Source organism: Streptomyces sp. NPDC030840 (assembly GCF_055572015.1).
The window spans coordinates 310447-325292 of record NZ_JBVIEE010000002.1; the positions used below are offsets into that span (position 1 = coordinate 310447).

14 protein-coding genes are annotated in these 14846 nt (G+C 71.9%); 4 read left to right on the top strand and 10 right to left on the bottom strand.

Annotated elements, in window-relative coordinates; translation table 11 throughout:
• Positions 1–49 precede the first annotated feature (49 nt).
• Entirely contained in the window at positions 50–1237 is a 1188-nt protein-coding gene (locus tag ACZ49J_RS05335) for a lactonase family protein (protein ID WP_467448550.1), read from the top strand.
• Here the strand turns inward: ACZ49J_RS05335 and ACZ49J_RS05340 are convergent.
• Both ACZ49J_RS05340 and ACZ49J_RS05345 read right to left on the bottom strand, forming a co-directional pair.
• Entirely contained in the window at positions 1205–1930 is a 726-nt protein-coding gene (locus ACZ49J_RS05340; RefSeq protein ID WP_467448549.1) for a DUF2470 domain-containing protein, read from the bottom strand. The genes ACZ49J_RS05335 and ACZ49J_RS05340 overlap by 33 nt on opposite strands.
• Positions 1931–2118: 188 nt before the next feature.
• Complete coding sequence (locus ACZ49J_RS05345) at positions 2119–2730, bottom strand: TetR/AcrR family transcriptional regulator (protein WP_467448548.1); 612 nt, start codon at positions 2728–2730, stop codon at positions 2119–2121.
• A 121-nt stretch (positions 2731–2851) separates the two neighbouring features.
• Here ACZ49J_RS05345 and ACZ49J_RS05350 point away from each other — a divergent pair, with 121 nt between their 5' ends.
• Positions 2852–4393: a cytochrome P450 gene (locus tag ACZ49J_RS05350; RefSeq protein WP_467448547.1), complete on the top strand. Its 1542-nt coding sequence runs from the start codon at positions 2852–2854 to the stop codon at positions 4391–4393.
• On the opposite strand, the gene ACZ49J_RS05355 is transcribed toward ACZ49J_RS05350, so the two are convergent.
• Positions 4355–5185: a pentapeptide repeat-containing protein gene (locus ACZ49J_RS05355; RefSeq protein WP_467448546.1), complete on the bottom strand. Its 831-nt coding sequence runs from the start codon at positions 5183–5185 to the stop codon at positions 4355–4357. The genes ACZ49J_RS05350 and ACZ49J_RS05355 overlap by 39 nt on opposite strands.
• A 168-nt stretch (positions 5186–5353) precedes the next feature.
• Between ACZ49J_RS05355 and ACZ49J_RS05360 the strand changes: the two genes are divergently transcribed.
• Together ACZ49J_RS05360 and ACZ49J_RS05365 are read left to right on the top strand one after the other, a co-directional pair.
• The gene (locus ACZ49J_RS05360; RefSeq protein ID WP_467448543.1) at positions 5354–5554 is read left to right on the top strand and encodes a DUF5999 family protein; all 201 of its coding nucleotides are present in this window, start codon (positions 5354–5356) and stop codon (positions 5552–5554) included.
• A gap of 136 nt (positions 5555–5690) precedes the next feature.
• Entirely contained in the window at positions 5691–7472 is a 1782-nt protein-coding gene (locus tag ACZ49J_RS05365; protein WP_467448541.1) for a protein kinase domain-containing protein, read from the top strand.
• A 135-nt stretch (positions 7473–7607) separates the two neighbouring features.
• Here the strand turns inward: ACZ49J_RS05365 and sigJ are convergent, their stop codons facing one another.
• The 7 genes from sigJ to rhaS form a co-directional block, all read right to left on the bottom strand.
• Positions 7608–8525, bottom strand: coding sequence for an RNA polymerase sigma factor SigJ (sigJ, locus tag ACZ49J_RS05370; protein ID WP_467448539.1), 918 nt, complete (start codon positions 8523–8525; stop codon positions 7608–7610).
• 12 nt (positions 8526–8537) lie between these two features.
• Positions 8538–9281 carry a PIG-L deacetylase family protein gene (locus ACZ49J_RS05375; protein ID WP_467448538.1) on the bottom strand — a complete coding sequence of 248 codons (744 nt, stop codon included), beginning with the start codon at positions 9279–9281 and terminating at the stop codon, positions 8538–8540.
• A 48-nt stretch (positions 9282–9329) separates the two neighbouring features.
• Positions 9330–10631: an alpha/beta fold hydrolase gene (locus tag ACZ49J_RS05380; protein WP_467448534.1), complete on the bottom strand. Its 1302-nt coding sequence runs from the start codon at positions 10629–10631 to the stop codon at positions 9330–9332.
• A 123-nt stretch (positions 10632–10754) separates the two neighbouring features.
• Positions 10755–11780 carry a LacI family DNA-binding transcriptional regulator gene (locus ACZ49J_RS05385; RefSeq protein ID WP_467448532.1) on the bottom strand — a complete coding sequence of 342 codons (1026 nt, stop codon included), beginning with the start codon at positions 11778–11780 and terminating at the stop codon, positions 10755–10757.
• Between the two features lie 123 nt (positions 11781–11903).
• Positions 11904–13334, bottom strand: a complete 1431-nt coding sequence (locus tag ACZ49J_RS05390; RefSeq protein ID WP_467448530.1) for a BNR repeat-containing protein — start codon at positions 13332–13334, stop codon at positions 11904–11906.
• Positions 13335–13388: 54 nt separating this feature from the next.
• The gene (locus ACZ49J_RS05395) at positions 13389–13709 is read right to left on the bottom strand and encodes an L-rhamnose mutarotase (protein ID WP_366828391.1); all 321 of its coding nucleotides are present in this window, start codon (positions 13707–13709) and stop codon (positions 13389–13391) included.
• An 18-nt stretch (positions 13710–13727) separates the two neighbouring features.
• Positions 13728–14810, bottom strand: a complete 1083-nt coding sequence (gene rhaS, locus ACZ49J_RS05400; RefSeq protein ID WP_467448528.1) for a rhamnose ABC transporter substrate-binding protein — start codon at positions 14808–14810, stop codon at positions 13728–13730.
• Positions 14811–14846: the final 36 nt, after the last annotated feature.

Sequence of the window (14846 nt, forward strand, 5' to 3'; positions counted from 1 at the left end):
GACGAGTGGACCGGCGCGGTACCGACACGACTGGACCAGGCGCCGTTTCATGACGGCACTCACGGCGTCGGCGGTCCCGGCGTCGCTGGCGGGATGCTCGGAGTCCACCACGACGGCCGACCCGGAACCACCGGCCACACCGAGCACCTCCGCCGCCGCGTCCCCTTCCACTTCCTCCCGGACCACCTCTCCCTCCCCCCGCCCGACCGGCCCCCACCCGCTCTACATCGGTACGTACACCTCGGTCGACGGCGGCGGCGACGGTATCCGCGTGGCGACGTACGACGCGGAGTCCGGCAGGGTCGAGGGCGGCGAGACCATCACCGGTGTCGCCGACCCGTCGTACCTCGCGCCGCATCCGGACGGCGGCACCCTGTACGCCGTCAACGAGCGGACCAAGGGCACGGTGACCGCCGTACGCCTCTCCGACCAGCGCGTCCTGGGCGCGCGGAGCACCGGTGGCGCGGCGCCCTGTCATCTGTCGGTGCACCCGGGCGGGCGGTGGCTGCTGAGCGCCGACTACGGCTCGGGCAGCGTGGCCGTGCACCCCATCGACTCCTCGGGCGCGCTCGGCGAGCGCACGGACCGCGTCGTACACGACAGTCCGCAGCCCGGACCGGGACAGGATGGCCCGCACGCGCACCAGATCGTCACCAGCCCCGACGGCGGTCATGTCCTCGCCGTGGACCTGGGCACGGACACCGTGTACACGTACCGGCTGGACGAGTCGAAGGGCTCGCTCACGGAGGTCGGGCGGGCGCGGACGCGGGCGGGAGCCGGGCCCCGGCATCTGACGTTCCATCCCGGGGGCCGTTACGCCTACCTCGCCAACGAGGTCGACAACACGGTCGTGGTGTGCGCCTACGACCCGGGCAGCGGCAGGCTGACGCCGGGTGACCCGCAGTCCACCGGGACGGGTTCCGGCACGAACTATCCCGCGCAGCTCCTGGTGACGGCGGACGGGTCGTACGCCTATCTCGCCAACCGCGGCCACGACAGCCTGACGCGCTACGCGGTCGAGGCGGGCGGGGCGCGGCTGAAGCTGCTGGACACGGTTCCGGTGGGCGGGGACTTCCCGCGTCAGATCGCGTTCTCCCCCGACGGGACGCTGCTGTTCGCCTCGCTCCAGAAGTCGAATGCGGTCAGTGTGTTCCACGTGGACCGCGAGAGCGGTGAACTGCGGCGCGCGGGCGCGCCGTTCGCGTCACCCGTCGCCGTCTGTGCGCTGCCGCTGTAGGGCGCGCGGGCGGCGGGCGGCGCCGGCCTGGGCGAGCAGGATGTGCATGCGCTCGGTGAGCTGCGCCAGGTCGTCGGCGGGCTTGTGGAACGTCAGGCGCACATCCCCGTGGCCGCGCGTCCGCTCGATGCGCAGGGTGAGCCCGTGCCGGTCCACGGCGAGCGGCTGGACGCGGACGGCGCCCTGCAGGCTGTCGGAGTCGACGAGGCGCGTGAGCCGCTCGACCGCGTCGGGGTGGGCGTCGGCGAGGTGGGTGAGCAGCTGGAACTCGGCCGTCGCGAGCGGGTCGGGCGCGGCGGCGGCGTACTCGTCGAGATCGACGACGACCGCGCCGGACGGCTGGCGCAGCACGACCCGGGTGGGCCGGAAGGCCAGTTGCCCGTCGTCGGAGGCGAACCAGCCGGCCATCCAGAGCCGGGCGCGGATACGGCCCCGCACGGCGACGGGCGCCACGTCGGCGAACTCCAGCACGGCGGACGGCTCGCCGCGCGGCGCGCAGATCGCGGCCGTGACGAGCGTGCTGTCCTCGGGCACCTGCAGCAGCACACGGCCGTCGTCGGCCACGGTGTGCGCTCCGACGAACTCCTCCCTGCCGCCCTCCGCGGTCACCGCGCAGGACCACGCCGCGGCGAGCACCGAACGGGCGCGCTCGGCCGCGGCGGGCGCGGCCGTCCAGGTGTGACGGTCAGCCATCCGAACCTCCCTTAGGTAAGCCTTGCCTAACCTATCGAAGATCCGGGGGTACGCCAACCCTGGCGCCCCGCTGGGTCGAGCTGGGGCGCCTGTCCGCCGTTGGTGAATTCATCGAGGGCGACTGCCGGGCGCCGTCGGCTGGTCGCGCCCACGCGGCGGAGCCGCATGCCGACACCACCCCGCGCCCTTTACGGGCGCGCGATGGCGCCCAACAGCGCGCGGGCGCACAGGTCGCGTACCTGATCGCGGGACAGCTCCGCGCCGCCCACCCACTCCAGGCAGACGGCCCTGGTGAAGGCCAGCCAGCCCCGCACCGCGATCCCCAGCTCCGGCCGGTCCTCGACGGTCCAGCCGAACTCGGCGTCCGCGGCGATGGCGGCCAGGATCCGCCGCTCCATCTCCGCCATCGCCCGCCGGTACGTCTTCCGCACGGCCGGGTCACCGGCCGCGGCGGCGCGGTGGAAGGCGCGGTAGCCGTGCCCGTGCACCTCCACGTACTCCAGGTACGCGTCGAGCCCCGCGCCCAGCTGCTCACGCGCCGGGACCCCCGGGACCGGGGCCGTCATCCGCAGCATCTGCTCGCTCTCGCGCTCCATGACGGCCGCGAAGAAGTCCCGCTTGGTCGGGAAGTAGTGGTACAGCAGCCCGCGCGACACCCCGGCGATCTCGGCGACCTGTTCGATCCACACGTCGTCGTACGGACTCTCCGAGAAGAGCCGCGCCCCGACCGCCAGAAGCTGCTCCCTGCGCTCCTCGGTGCTGAGCCGGCGGCGCGTGCGCCCTGACTGCTGACCGGTCATGCCGTCACTTTACTTGACACGGGTTCAACAACAGGTCGAGGCTGGGGCCACTATTGAATCCACGTACAACAGATGCGCCGCGATGCGGGTGCAAGGGTTACGGGTGCAGGGGGTTGGCGTCATGGCGGAGACGACTCGGGTGCCGGAGGCCACGGTCGCGAAGGGGTTCCGCGGGGCGGAGCTGGGCTGGCCGGAGCTGCACCGCATCCCCCATCCGCCGCACCGGATCCCGGTCCTCGGTGACGCGCTGGGCGCGCGGCTCCGGTCGCCCGTACAGGACTCGATGCGGATCGGCCGTGAACTCGGACCGATCTTCCGGCGCAAGGGGTTCGGCAAGGAGATCGTCTTCGTGGGGGGCGCCGACCTCGCCGCCGAGCTGGCCGACGAGTCGCGGTTCGCCAAACACGTGGGCCTCGGCGTCGCCAATCTGCGGCCGATCGCCGGGGACGGACTGTTCACCGCGTACAACGACGAACCCAACTGGCAGCTCGCGCACGACGTCCTGGCCCCGGGCTTCAGCCGGGAGGCCATGGAGGGCTACCACCCGATGATGCTCGACGTGGCCGGGCGGCTGATGGACCGCTGGGACCGGGAGCGGGCGGCGGGCCGGGCCGTGGACGTGCCCGGCGACATGACCAAGCTGACGCTGGAGACGATCGCCCGCACCGGCTTCGGCCACGACTTCGGCTCCTTCGAGCGCACCCGTCCGCACCCCTTCATCACCGCGATGGTGGGCACCCTGACGTTCGCGCAGCGCCGCAACCAGGTGCCGGAGCCGCTGGCCCCGCTGCTGCTGCGCCGCGCGGCCCGGCGCAACGAGGCGGACATGGCGTTCCTGAACCGCACGGTGGACGAGGTGGTCGAGGCGCGGCGCGGCTCCGGAAAGCGCCACGGCGGCGACGGTGACCTGCTCGACCGCATGCTGCAGACAGCGCACCCGGAAACCGGCGAGCGGCTGTCCCCTCAGAACGTCCGCCGCCAGGTCATCACCTTCCTGGTCGCGGGCCACGAGACCACGTCGGGCGCCCTGTCCTTCGCCCTGCACTACCTGTCCCAGCACCCCGACGTGGCCGCCCGCGCCCGCGCCGAGGTGGACCGCGTCTGGGGAGACACTCCCCGGCCCGGCTACGAACAGGTGGCCCGGCTGCGGTACGTCCGGCGGGTCCTCGACGAGTCGCTGCGACTGTGGCCGACCGCGCCCGCCTTCGCCCGCGAGGCGCTGGACGAGACCGTGCTCGGCGGTGTGCATCCGATGCGGCGGGGAGCGTGGGCGCTGGTGCTGACGGTGATGCTGCACCGGGACCCGGCCGTGTGGGGCGCCGACGCCGAGCAGTTCGACCCGGACCGCTTCGACGCCAAAGCCGTCCGGGCCCGCCCCGCGCACACGTTCAAGCCGTTCGGCACGGGGGCGCGTGCCTGCATAGGCCGTCAGTTCGCCCTCCACGAGGCGACGCTGGTGCTGGGCCTGCTGCTGCGCCGCTACGCGCTGCGGCCGGACCCCGCGTACCGGCTGCGAGTGGCCGAGCGCCTGACGCTGATGCCGGAGGGGCTGACGCTGCACCTGGACCAGCGCGAGCGAACGGCCGCCTCGGCGGATCCCGAGGCGCACACGGCGGACGCTCCGTCAGCTGCCCGCTGTCCAGTGACCGGGGCGGCTGACTGAACCCGGCAGTCTCGTACCGCCGCTCCCCCGGGCCGAGTTCAGCTGCGGCTGGGTGAGGAAGAAGGCACCGGTCAGGTCGGCGTCGGTGAGGTCGGCGTCGCGCAGGTCGGCGCCGATCAGGTCCGCGCCCCGCAGGTCGGCGCCCGTCAGGTCGGCGGCGATGAGGTACGCGCCACGGAGGCTGGCCTTTCGCAGGTCGGCACCGTTGAGGCGGGCACCGGCCAGATCGGCGCCCCGGCGTTCCTTGCGGCGCCCCGCGCCCGCCCGCGTCAGCTCGCTCGCCCGCAGCAGCAGGACGTTGACGCGCTGCCGGTGCGCGGGCACGTCCAGCCCCGCCAGTTCGTCCGCGGTGCGGAGGGTGAGCCGTTCGGTCTCGGCGAGCAGAGCACGCAGGTCAGCGTGGACCGGACGGGCAGCGGGCAGGGTCAGGGCCTCGGTCAGGTACCAGAGCAGTTCGTGGAGTTGGCGGACGACGGGGAACACGTCGAACATCCGCCGGGCCTCCGCACGCGGCTCCGCCCGCCAGTCCCGCCCGGCGAAGGTGACCTGGGAGACCTTCTGCCCGGCCCCGAAGCAGTCGTAGACCGTACAGCCGGTGAAGCCCCTCTGCCGCAGCTCGCTGTGGATGCCGCAGCGGAAGTCGTCCCGCAGGTTGCCGCACGGCACGCCGGCCGCCTTGTCGGCCGCGAAGTCCGCCGAGGCGGCGAAGGGCAGGGCCACACAGCACAGCCCGAAGCACCGGGAGCAGTCGGCCCGCAGCTCCGGCGGATGGCCGGCGGTGTTCTGTCGCATGCGGTTCAGCCTAACGACGGCGCGGTCTCACCCGTTCAACTCCCTTGCGGGGAACGAACTCACCGATGAGTTTCCGGCACCGGAGAAGTCCCTGATACAGCCGAAAACAAACTCCGCTACCACTGGAGGCAGGCGCTGAGGAAGCGCCCTTGAAGGGGGAGGAACATCATGTGCACCCACTCGCCCGTGTGCCCCACCGCCGACAGCCCCGACCACCACGCCGCCGTGATCGTCTCCGCCCACCCGGAGCAGGGCTGGAGCCTGCTCTGCAACGGCACCATCGCCTTCGACGACACCGGTGAACTCCTGCCGGACGGCCGGATCGTGCACCCGAGGCGGACCTTCGACCGCGCCCTGGCCGCCGCCTGACCTACAGGCGACGTGGCAGATGTGATCGAATCCCTGAACGTACGCCCGAGCCGGGTTAGCCTCGTCTTCCACGGGGGCGACGAACAAGCGTACGCCGAACATCACTTCGGGGGATTCATTGTCGGAGCAGCGACCGGTGCCGCCGGACTTATCGACGACCGAGGCCGCCGCGTTACGGGAGGCCGGTGCGGCACCGCTGCGGCCCAGCGACCCGGACCGCGTCGGTCCCTATCTGCCGCTCGGGCTGCTCGGCAGCGGCGGGATGGGGCGGGTCTACCTGGCGCGTGCCGTGGACAACAGTCCCGGTCTGGTCGCGGTGAAGGTGATCAGGCCGGAGTATTCGGAGGATGCCCGGTTCCGGCGCCGGTTCGAACGTGAGGCCCTGGTCCACGCCCGGGTCCGTACGCCGCACACACCCCAGCTGTGCGGCACGGGCTTCCGGGAGGAACTGCTGTGGATGGCCACCGAGTACATCCCCGGACTCGATCTGGCCGACGTCGTACGTGCGGACGGCGGCCTTGGCGCTGCCGCTGTCTGGCGGCTGGTGGCGGAGCTGGGACAGGCACTCGCCGACCTCGCCGCCGCGGAGATCGTGCACCGGGACCTGAAGCCGTCCAACGTGCTGCTGTCCGTCCGCGGCGCGCACGTGATCGACTTCGGAATCTCCAAGGCCGTGGACGCCAGCGCGATCACCGGCACGGGCAACCGGGTCGGAACGCCGGCCTACATGTCTCCGGAGCACCTGAGGTCGGGCCGGTCCGACACGGCGTCGGACGTGTTCTCGCTGGCCGGGACACTGGTCTACGCGGCGACGGGGCACGCGCCCTTCGGTGACGGCACGGGCGTGGACGTGATGCACCGGGTGGCCTTCGAGGAGCCCGATCCGGAGCTGATCGGTGAGGTCACCGCGGCGGACGCGGCGCTCGGTTCCCTGCTGTCGGCCTGTCTCGCCAAGGATCCCGAGCGGCGGCCCACCCCGGGGGACCTGGTCGACGCGGCCGGGACGCACGCCGGGAGCTCCGCCTGGCCCGAGCCGCTGGGCCGCAAGGTCCTGACCCGGCAGCAGGCGTACGAGACACTGCAGCGCTTCTCCGCCGAACGCACGGCGCGCTTCCGGCCCCGGGACGACCGCGCGAAGGCGGTGCCGCCGGTCCCCGCAGAGGCGGTGGCCCGGCCCGCTCCCCACAGTTCCGGATCCCCGGCCGAGGCGGCAGACCGATCCGCGGACGCGCCGCCCGAAGGGCTGGACCCGGCGGGAGCGCGCGCCTGGGCACGGAAGAGGCCGGTACTGGCCGTCGCCGCGGGCGTCATGCTCTGCGCGGTGGCCGCGGGCGTCTTCGTGCTGACCCGTCAGGACGCCCCCGCGAGCGCCTCCGCCCCGAGGGCCGGCGCTACCACCACCCGTTCCACCGCGCCCGGCGACGTCACCGTCTCGCAGGAGCACGTGACCCCGGACGGGACGTCCGCCCCGGCCTCCGCCGGCAAGGGGACCGGCGGATCCGCCGACGCCACCGACGTCCGCGACGCCTCGCGGCGGCCCGAGTCCTCCGGCTCCGCCGGCGGCGGCGGAGCCGACGGGCGGGACGATCCCCCGGGCACCGGGTCCGGCCCGGCCGGTGCCACCCCCTCCGGCTCGTCGACGGGAAGCCCGGACCGGCCCGGGACCCCGCCCTGGATCTCCGAGTGCACGTATTACTCCGGCAAGGGACTGACCCGCCGGGGCAACAACGGCAAACGCGTGCTGCAGGTGCAGTGCATGCTGGTCAACCGGGGTTACGGCGTGGGCGACGAGCAGTCGGACGCCGAGTTCGGCTCCGGAACGGAGTCCGCGGTGCGCGACTTCCAGAGCGTCAAGGGGCTGGACCCCGACGGCGTGGTGGACCGGTCGACCTGGACCGCGCTGCGCAGTACGGAGTAGGCGGGCCGGAGCCGTGGCCCCTGCGCCGTGACCGGCCCCGCCACGGCGGGCCCCGTCGGCGGCCTCGTCCTGCGGGACGCGAACCGACTGCCGACGGGGCCCGCCGGAGACAGGGGCCCGGAAGGGCCTTGTCCCCTACCGCTCCGCCGTCTTCTCCTCCAGACCCCCGAGATCGAGCCGCGCCAGCCGCTCGGGGTCCGACAGGATGTACATCCCGGTGATCTTCCCCTCCACCACCGTGATCCCCGTGACCGAGAAGGGCTTGCCGTCGACGAGCGTGAGCAGGCCCACCGATCCGTTGACGAGCACCGGACGCGCGTACCGCGCGTACTGCCGGAACATGAAGGCGCCCTCGGCCACCGACTGCCTGCCCCGCACCACCTTGGACGCGGCCACACCCACCGCCAGGGCCCCGGCGTCGGCGCGCAGCACCACCTCGGGGTCGAGCACCGACAGCAGCGCCTCGAAGTCGCCGCCACGCGAGGCGGCGAGGAAGGCGTCGACCGCCTGCCTCTGCCGTGTCGGATCGGGGTCCGTGGCGGGCTCGGAACCCTGCACGCGGCGCCGGGCCCGGCTGGCGAGCTGCCGGGTCGCGGCCGTGGAGCGGTCCACGATCGGCGCGATGTCGTCGAAAGGCACCGCGAACATGTCGTGCAGGACGAACGCGAGCCGCTCGGCGGGCTCCAGCGTCTCCAGCACCACCAGCAGGGCGAGCCCGACGGCGTCGGCCCGCAGCACCTCCTGCTCGGGGTCCACGCGGTCCAGCGGGCCGACCACCGGATCGGGTACGAACGTCTCGTACGCGTCCATGGACTCCTCGCGCCGGGTGCGGCGCGAGCGCAGCACGTCCAGGCACACCCGGCCGGTCACGGTCGTCAGCCAGCCCCCGAGGTTGTGCACCTCGCTCGTGTCGGAGCGGCTGAGACGCAGCCACGCCTCCTGCACGGCGTCCTCGGCCTCGCTGAGCGAGCCGAGCATCCGGTAGGCCACTGCCCGCAGATGGCCCCGGTGCTCCTCGAACCGCTCGGCCAGCAGTTCGTGTTCCCCCGTCATCTCCCCGTCTCCCTATCGGCTGAACAGCTCGAACGTGACCGCCGGCTTCCCGCCGAAGCGCTCCCCCATGCTCTGCGCGAACCCTGTGAGGAACCCCCGGACGTATGTCTCGGGGTCCTCGTCGGTCAACGCCTCTATGTATGTGCGGTGTTCCAGCAGCGAGCGCACCGCGCGCTCCAGGCCCGGCGTCGCGTCCACCGCGTGGGTGGGCACGGCGGAACCGGCGACCGCGACCCAGCGGACGCCGCTCCAGGGTTCAAGGCCCTGCTCGGTCAGCTCGGGGAAGATCCACCGGTTTCCGGCGTCCGCGGCCGCGTCGAGGGTTGCGCGGCCGACGGCGACGTGGTCCGGGGTGTTCCAGGCGACACCGCCCCAGGTGTCCCGGTGATTGAGCGTGATCACCAGCTCGGGCCGGTGCCGGCGGATCGCGGCGGCGATGTCCCGGCGCAGCGCGGGGCCGTACTCGATGACGCCGTCCCTGTGGTCGAGGAACTCCACCACGGACACCCCGACGACGGCGGCACTGGCCCGCTGTTCCCGTTCCCGCAGCGGAGCGCACGCGGCGGGCTCCAGCGTGTCGATGCCCGCCTCCCCGCGGGTCGCCAGGACGTACGCCACCTCCTTGCCCGCGTCGGTCCACGCGGCGATCGCCGCCGAGCATCCGTACTCGAGGTCGTCCGGGTGGGCGACGACGGCGAGGGCGCGCTGCCAGTCGTCGGGCATGGGGGTGAGCTGGTCGGCCGGCGGCTCGGTCATGCGGTCACCCTAGTCCGCGCCACTGACATCGCCCGGGACGCCATCGCGTCACACCTCGTCCCGCGTCAGCGCCAGCAGCCGGTCCAGGACGCGGGGCCCGGAGGCCCGTACGCCGTCGTGCTCGTACTCGTCGGTGACCCAGGTGCGCAGGCCCCGGATCGCGCGGGCCGTCTCAAGCGAGTGGGCGGTGTCGACGTACATGTCGTCGTGGTAGACGGCCGCCGCGGCCGGCACCTCGTTGACGGCGAGCCGGGCGGGGTCGTACAGGGGTTTCCACCCGGTGCGGGCGGCCAGTTCCTCCGCTGCCTCGCGCAGGGGACGCAGCGCCGGGTCCGTGTCGAACGTCCACGGGTGGACGGACTCACCGGTGAACAGCAGCGGGCCGTCCCCGGCGAGCGTCTTGGCCGCGTCGAACTGCGGGAACTCGGCGCGCACCCGCTCCGCCGCCCAGGCCGTGGGCCTCTCGCCCTGTCCGTAGCAGGCCTCGTGGACGAGCGCGTACAGCGGGTGGCCGGCGAACGACAGCATGCCCTGCACCTCCTCCTGGAAGGCGTCGGAGAGGGCGGGACCCTGCGGGGTCCGGACGAAGGCGTCCTCCAGGAGGTAGTGCAGGCGGTGGCTGCCGTCGCTCCTGCCGAGGACGATGCCGAGCGACTGGAAGGCCTCGACGGTGAGCCGGAAGCCGTTCGGAAGGATGACCTCGTCGGTCATCAGGTGCTCGGCGATCCGCCGGGCCCGTTCGACGTCCTGCGGGTAGCGGGCGTAGTGGGCGGCGACCTTGCGTTCGATGCGCGGGTAGGCCGCCCGGTATACGTCGTCCGCGTGCGCGTCGAGGGAGGGCAGGCCGCCGGTGATGACGGCGGCGCTCAGTCCTTCGGGCGCGGTGGACAGGTAGGTGACCGTGCAGAAGCCGCCGAAGCTCTGGCCGAGGACCGTCCAGGGGGCGCCGCCGGTGACCTCGGCGCGGATGGCCTCGCAGTCGCGGACGATGGAGTCGGCGCGGAAGTGGGCCAGGTAGTCGGCCTGTTCGCGGGGGCCGCCGCGCAGCGGGAGGGTCTGCCGGTTGGCGGGCGTGGAGGCGCCGGTGCCGCGCTGGTCGAGGAGCAGGACGCGGAACTCCTTCAGGGCGCGGCCGAGCCAGGCGGGCTTGCCGACGAACCGGTTCGCGCCGAAGCCGGGGCCGCCCTGGAGGTAGACCAGCCAGGGCAGGTCCTTGTCCGTCCTGTCGCTCGCGACGACCTCCCGCGCGTAGAGCTCGATCCGCTCCCCCGCCGGGTCGTCGTGGTCGAGGGGCACGGTGAAGCGGCGGTCGGTGAGGACGACACCGGGCTGGCGGTAGCTGGCGGTCAACAGGGCTCCCGAGGCATACGGTTTCCAGGCCGCCCCCCAGTCCACCACAGATTCTTCGCGTGGCCGACCCCGTGGATCAAGAAAATTTACTGAACCCGGGATCAGTTCCTTCTGAACGTCCGGTCAGCGCGCGGACAGGCTGGAGTTGCGCACCACGAGCTCCGGCTGGAGAACGACCCGCTTGTGCTCGTGCGGCGTGGGTGCGGTCTCCGCCTCGGTCTCCTCCAGGAGGAGTTCCGCGGCCATGGCCCCCATGGTCACGGCGGGCTGCCGCACGGAGGTGAGGGGGACGGCCGCCGCGGCGGCGAACTCGATGTCGTCGTAGCCGACGATGGCGAGGTCGTCCGGGACGCTCACCCCGGCCGCGAACATGGCCTGCAGGACGCCGAGGGCGAGCAGGTCGTTGGCGCAGAACACGGCGGTCGGGCGATCGGCGAGGCCGAGCAGGCGGGCGCCGGCGTCGCGGCCCGCGGCCACGTCGAGCCGCTCGGTGGGCAGCTCGCGCAGGGAGCCGGTGCCCAGTCCGGCCTCGGCCAGCGCGCTCAGGGCGCCCGTACGGCGGTCGCGGACCTGGTTGAGGCCGGGCGGGCCGCTGACGTACGCGATGGAGCGGTGCCCGGCGTCGATCAGGTGCCGTACGGCGAGGGCGCCGCCCGCCACGTCGTCGACGGACACCGAGCACTCGGAGGTGCCCTCGGCGACCCGGTCGACGAGCACGAAGGGGATGCCGTGACGGCGGAACGCCTTGATGTTGCGGCCCGTGGCGTCCGCGGGGGTGAGCAGGACGCCCCGGACCCGCTGCTCGGCGAAGAGCGACAGGTACTCGGCCTCCTCCCCGGCACTCTGCGCGCTGTTGCAGACCATCACGCCGAGCCCGGCCTCGCGCGCGGCCCGCTCGGCGCCGCGGGCGACGTCCACGAAGAAGGGGTTGCCCATGTCGAGCACGAGCAGCCCCATGATGCGGCTGCGGCCGGCCCTCAGCTGGCGCGCCGACTCGCTGCGGACGTAGCCGAGGCGGTCTATCGCCGACAGCACACGGGCACGGGTCTCGGACGCGACCGTGTCCGGGCGGTTGATCACGTTCGAGACCGTGCCCACGGAGACTCCGGCGGCACGGGCGACGTCCTTGATACCCACCGACTGGGTCATCGGGCGAGGACCTCCAGGAAGATGCGGAGCGGCGGGTGCGGGTTCACATTACCTTCAAGGGCCGTGACCAGCGCACCCGTCGCGGTCGCGCCGGTCGCGGTTACCCGGTCGCGGCGCCGTGGATCAGGCGGGCAGGCGGAAGTTGAGGTTGCGCAGCGCCGAGGGCGTCGTACCGCTGGACTTCTCCTGGTACATGATCGACAGGAAGTTGTCCTGCGCGATGCGCGTCTCGTCGATCACGACCTCGCCGAAGGCGTTCAGCCCGGCGCCGACGCCGTCGTACAGCATCGTCCAGTCCGTGTATCCGGACGCCTTGGAGGCTCCGGCGATACGGCAGAACGGGAAGACGGCGTACGCGTTGTCGTACTTGTCGAGGATCAGCTTGGTGCGCTGGCTGGAGTTCAGCGGGACCGGTATCTCGGTCTTCTGCCAGGTGCCGGAGGAGTTCTTGCGGACGTGGAAGGTGCGGCCGTTGGCGGTGCGGTTGGCGACGTAGTCGGTGGTGCACTGGCCGAAGCGGCCGGGCACGTAGCTGATGATGGCGTGCGGCAGTCCGGCCGAGTCGGTGAACTGGCTCTCCTGGTTCATCAGCGAGTGGTCGGGGTTGAGCGGGTCCACGACCAGCCCGGCGTCGGTGACGGCGACCTTGTCGGAGCCGCCGGTGGTGCCGACGACGGTGCCCGCGTTGTTGCGCCAAGTGCGGCCGCGGTCGTCGGAGTAGACGTAGCCGGTGTCGTGGTTGGTGATGCCGCCGCTGTTGCACATCACGGCGGCGTTCTGCTCGCGCCAGGTGAAGAAGGAGTGCAGCCGGCCGTTGCGGTCGTAGTCGATGCCGTGCAGGTACATGTTGCGGGCCGTCGACGAGCCGTGCTCGCTGGTGTACGTGCCGGTGGAGCTGGACCATTCGCCGAGGTTGGTCCAGGACGTGCCGTCGTACTCGGCCAGCGCGTTGCGGCCGTTGCCGGAGACGGCGACACGGTAGCTCAGCTGGAGCTTGCCCTCGGGTGTCGAGACGAACTGCGGATAGGTGAACTGCGAGGTGAGCGCGAGCCCGTCGAGCGTGGGCTGGGGGGCGCCGAAGCGGCTGGCCGTCCAGCTCAGCCCGGCGGGGTTGTCCATCAGCCCGGCCACCGACTTGACGTAGGTGAAGCCGTCGCTGTGGGAGTCCATGTTGAGGTGGAGGCGGCCGTCGACCTTGGAGACGCCCATGGAGATGACGTTGTGGGAGTCGTCGTACCTCAGGGTGTGGCCGACCTTGACGGTGGACCAGGTGTTCTGGCCGAGGACGCGGCGGCCGACGACGGCGTTGCGGTCGGCGGTGTACCAGACGGCGTACTGGTAGCCCTTGTAGGTCAGCAGCCCGTTCTTCTGGAACGCGTTGTTGTTGACCAGGCCGTCGTAGGAGACGAAGTAGATGGCCTGCGAGTCGAGGAGGGTGCTGCCGGTCAGGGTGACGGACGGGCCCGGGTCGGCGGCCCGGGCGGTGCCGGAGGCGAGGGCGGGGGTCACTACGGCTCCTGCGAGGGCGGCGCCCAGCAGCGTGCGTCTCTTCATCTCGGGGGACTCCGTTGTCGGGCGAGGTGGGGAGGGAGCGAGCGGGGTGGGGGGTCAGTCGAGGTGGAAGACCTCGGTGAGCGGTTTCATGGCCTCGTCGGGCCGGGCGCCGTCCAGCGACTCGAAGAACGGCGCCATCTCCGCCTGCCAGCGGGCGTTGACGTCGGTGGCTTCCATGCCGGCCTGGGCTGCTTCGAAGTCCTCGGTCTCCAGGTAGCCGACCAGCAGACCGTCCTCGCGCAGGAAGAGCGAGTAGTTGTGCCAGCCGGTGGCCGAGAGCGCCTGCAGCATCTCGGGCCACACGGCGGCGTGCCGCTCGCGGTACTCGTCGAGGCGGTCCGCCCGGACCTTCAGCAGGAAGCACACGCGCTTCATCAACGACCCTTTCGTGGATCAGAAGTCGAACTGGTCGATGTTCTTCTTGTCGAACACGGTCGGCTTGCCGAGGCTGATCACGCCGTCCTTGCCGATGGTGTACTCGCCCATGTCACCGGCCTTGAACGTCTCGCCCTCCTTGCCGGTGATCTGGCCGGAGGCCAGCGCGACGGCCGTACGCGCGGCCAGTTCCCCGAGCTTCGCCGGGTCCCACAGCTCGAACGCCTCGACGGTGCCGTTCTTGACGTACTTGCGCATGTCGTTGGGGGTGCCGAGGCCGGTCAGCTTGACCTTGCCCTTGTACTTGGAGCCCGACAGGTACTGGGCGGCCGCCTTGATGCCGACCGTGGTCGGGGAGATGATCCCCTTCAGCTTCGGGTACTCCTGGAGCAGGCCCTGGGTCTGCTGGAAGGACTTCTGGGCGTCGTCGTCACCGTAGGCGACCTTGACGAGCTTCATGTCCTTGTACTTCGGGTCCTTGAGCTCGTCCTTCATGTAGTCGATCCAGGTGTTCTGGTTCGTCGCCGTCTGCGCGGCGGACAGGATCGCGATCTCGCCCTTGTAGCCGATCTGCTCGGCGAGCAGCTGCACCTCGGTGCGGCCGAGGTCCTCGGCGCTGGCCTGCGAGACGAAGGCGTTGCGGCAGTCGGTCTTGGTGTCGGAGTCGTAGGTGACGACCTTGATGTCGTTCTTCATGGCCTGCTTGAGCGCGGTGCACAGGGCGCCCGGGTCCTGCGCGGACACGGCCATCGCGTCGACCTGCTGCTGGGTGAGCGTGTTGACGTAGCTCACCTGGCCGGCGGTGTCGGTGGCGCTGGAGGGGCCGACCTCCTTGTACTTGCTGCCCAGCTCGGTGAGCGCCTTCTCGCCGCCCTTGTCGGCGGAGGTGAAGTACGGGTTGTTGACCTGCTTGGGCAGGAAGCCGACGGTGAGGCCCTTCTTCAGCTCGGCGTTGGGGTTGGCCTTGGCGTTCGAGGCGGCCGAGGCGTTCTCCTTGCTGACGTCCTTCTTGGTGGTGCCGCCGCAGGCGGTGGCGGCGAGGGCGAAGGAGGTGACGGCGGCGAGGGCCGCGCAGGCACGGCGGATCGATGACTTGCGCATGGTGGGTTCCTTCGAGGGAGCGGAGGGGATGTGGAG

What these genes read in the sequence shown, in the direction of transcription:
- ACZ49J_RS05335 (WP_467448550.1), top strand. Translation starts at nt 50, where the DNA reads ATGACGGCACTCACGGCGTCGGCGGTCCCGGCGTCGCTGGCGGGATGC.
- ACZ49J_RS05340 (WP_467448549.1), bottom strand. Translation starts at nt 1,930, where the DNA reads ATGGCTGACCGTCACACCTGGACGGCCGCGCCCGCCGCGGCCGAGCGC.
- ACZ49J_RS05345 (WP_467448548.1), bottom strand. Translation starts at nt 2,730, where the DNA reads ATGACCGGTCAGCAGTCAGGGCGCACGCGCCGCCGGCTCAGCACCGAG.
- ACZ49J_RS05350 (WP_467448547.1), top strand. Translation starts at nt 2,852, where the DNA reads ATGGCGGAGACGACTCGGGTGCCGGAGGCCACGGTCGCGAAGGGGTTC.
- ACZ49J_RS05355 (WP_467448546.1), bottom strand. Translation starts at nt 5,185, where the DNA reads ATGCGACAGAACACCGCCGGCCATCCGCCGGAGCTGCGGGCCGACTGC.
- ACZ49J_RS05360 (WP_467448543.1), top strand. Translation starts at nt 5,354, where the DNA reads ATGTGCACCCACTCGCCCGTGTGCCCCACCGCCGACAGCCCCGACCAC.
- sigJ (WP_467448539.1), bottom strand. Translation starts at nt 8,525, where the DNA reads ATGACGGGGGAACACGAACTGCTGGCCGAGCGGTTCGAGGAGCACCGG.
- ACZ49J_RS05375 (WP_467448538.1), bottom strand. Translation starts at nt 9,281, where the DNA reads ATGACCGAGCCGCCGGCCGACCAGCTCACCCCCATGCCCGACGACTGG.
- ACZ49J_RS05385 (WP_467448532.1), bottom strand. Translation starts at nt 11,780, where the DNA reads ATGACCCAGTCGGTGGGTATCAAGGACGTCGCCCGTGCCGCCGGAGTC.
- ACZ49J_RS05390 (WP_467448530.1), bottom strand. Translation starts at nt 13,334, where the DNA reads ATGAAGAGACGCACGCTGCTGGGCGCCGCCCTCGCAGGAGCCGTAGTG.
- ACZ49J_RS05395 (WP_366828391.1), bottom strand. Translation starts at nt 13,709, where the DNA reads ATGAAGCGCGTGTGCTTCCTGCTGAAGGTCCGGGCGGACCGCCTCGAC.
- rhaS (WP_467448528.1), bottom strand. Translation starts at nt 14,810, where the DNA reads ATGCGCAAGTCATCGATCCGCCGTGCCTGCGCGGCCCTCGCCGCCGTC.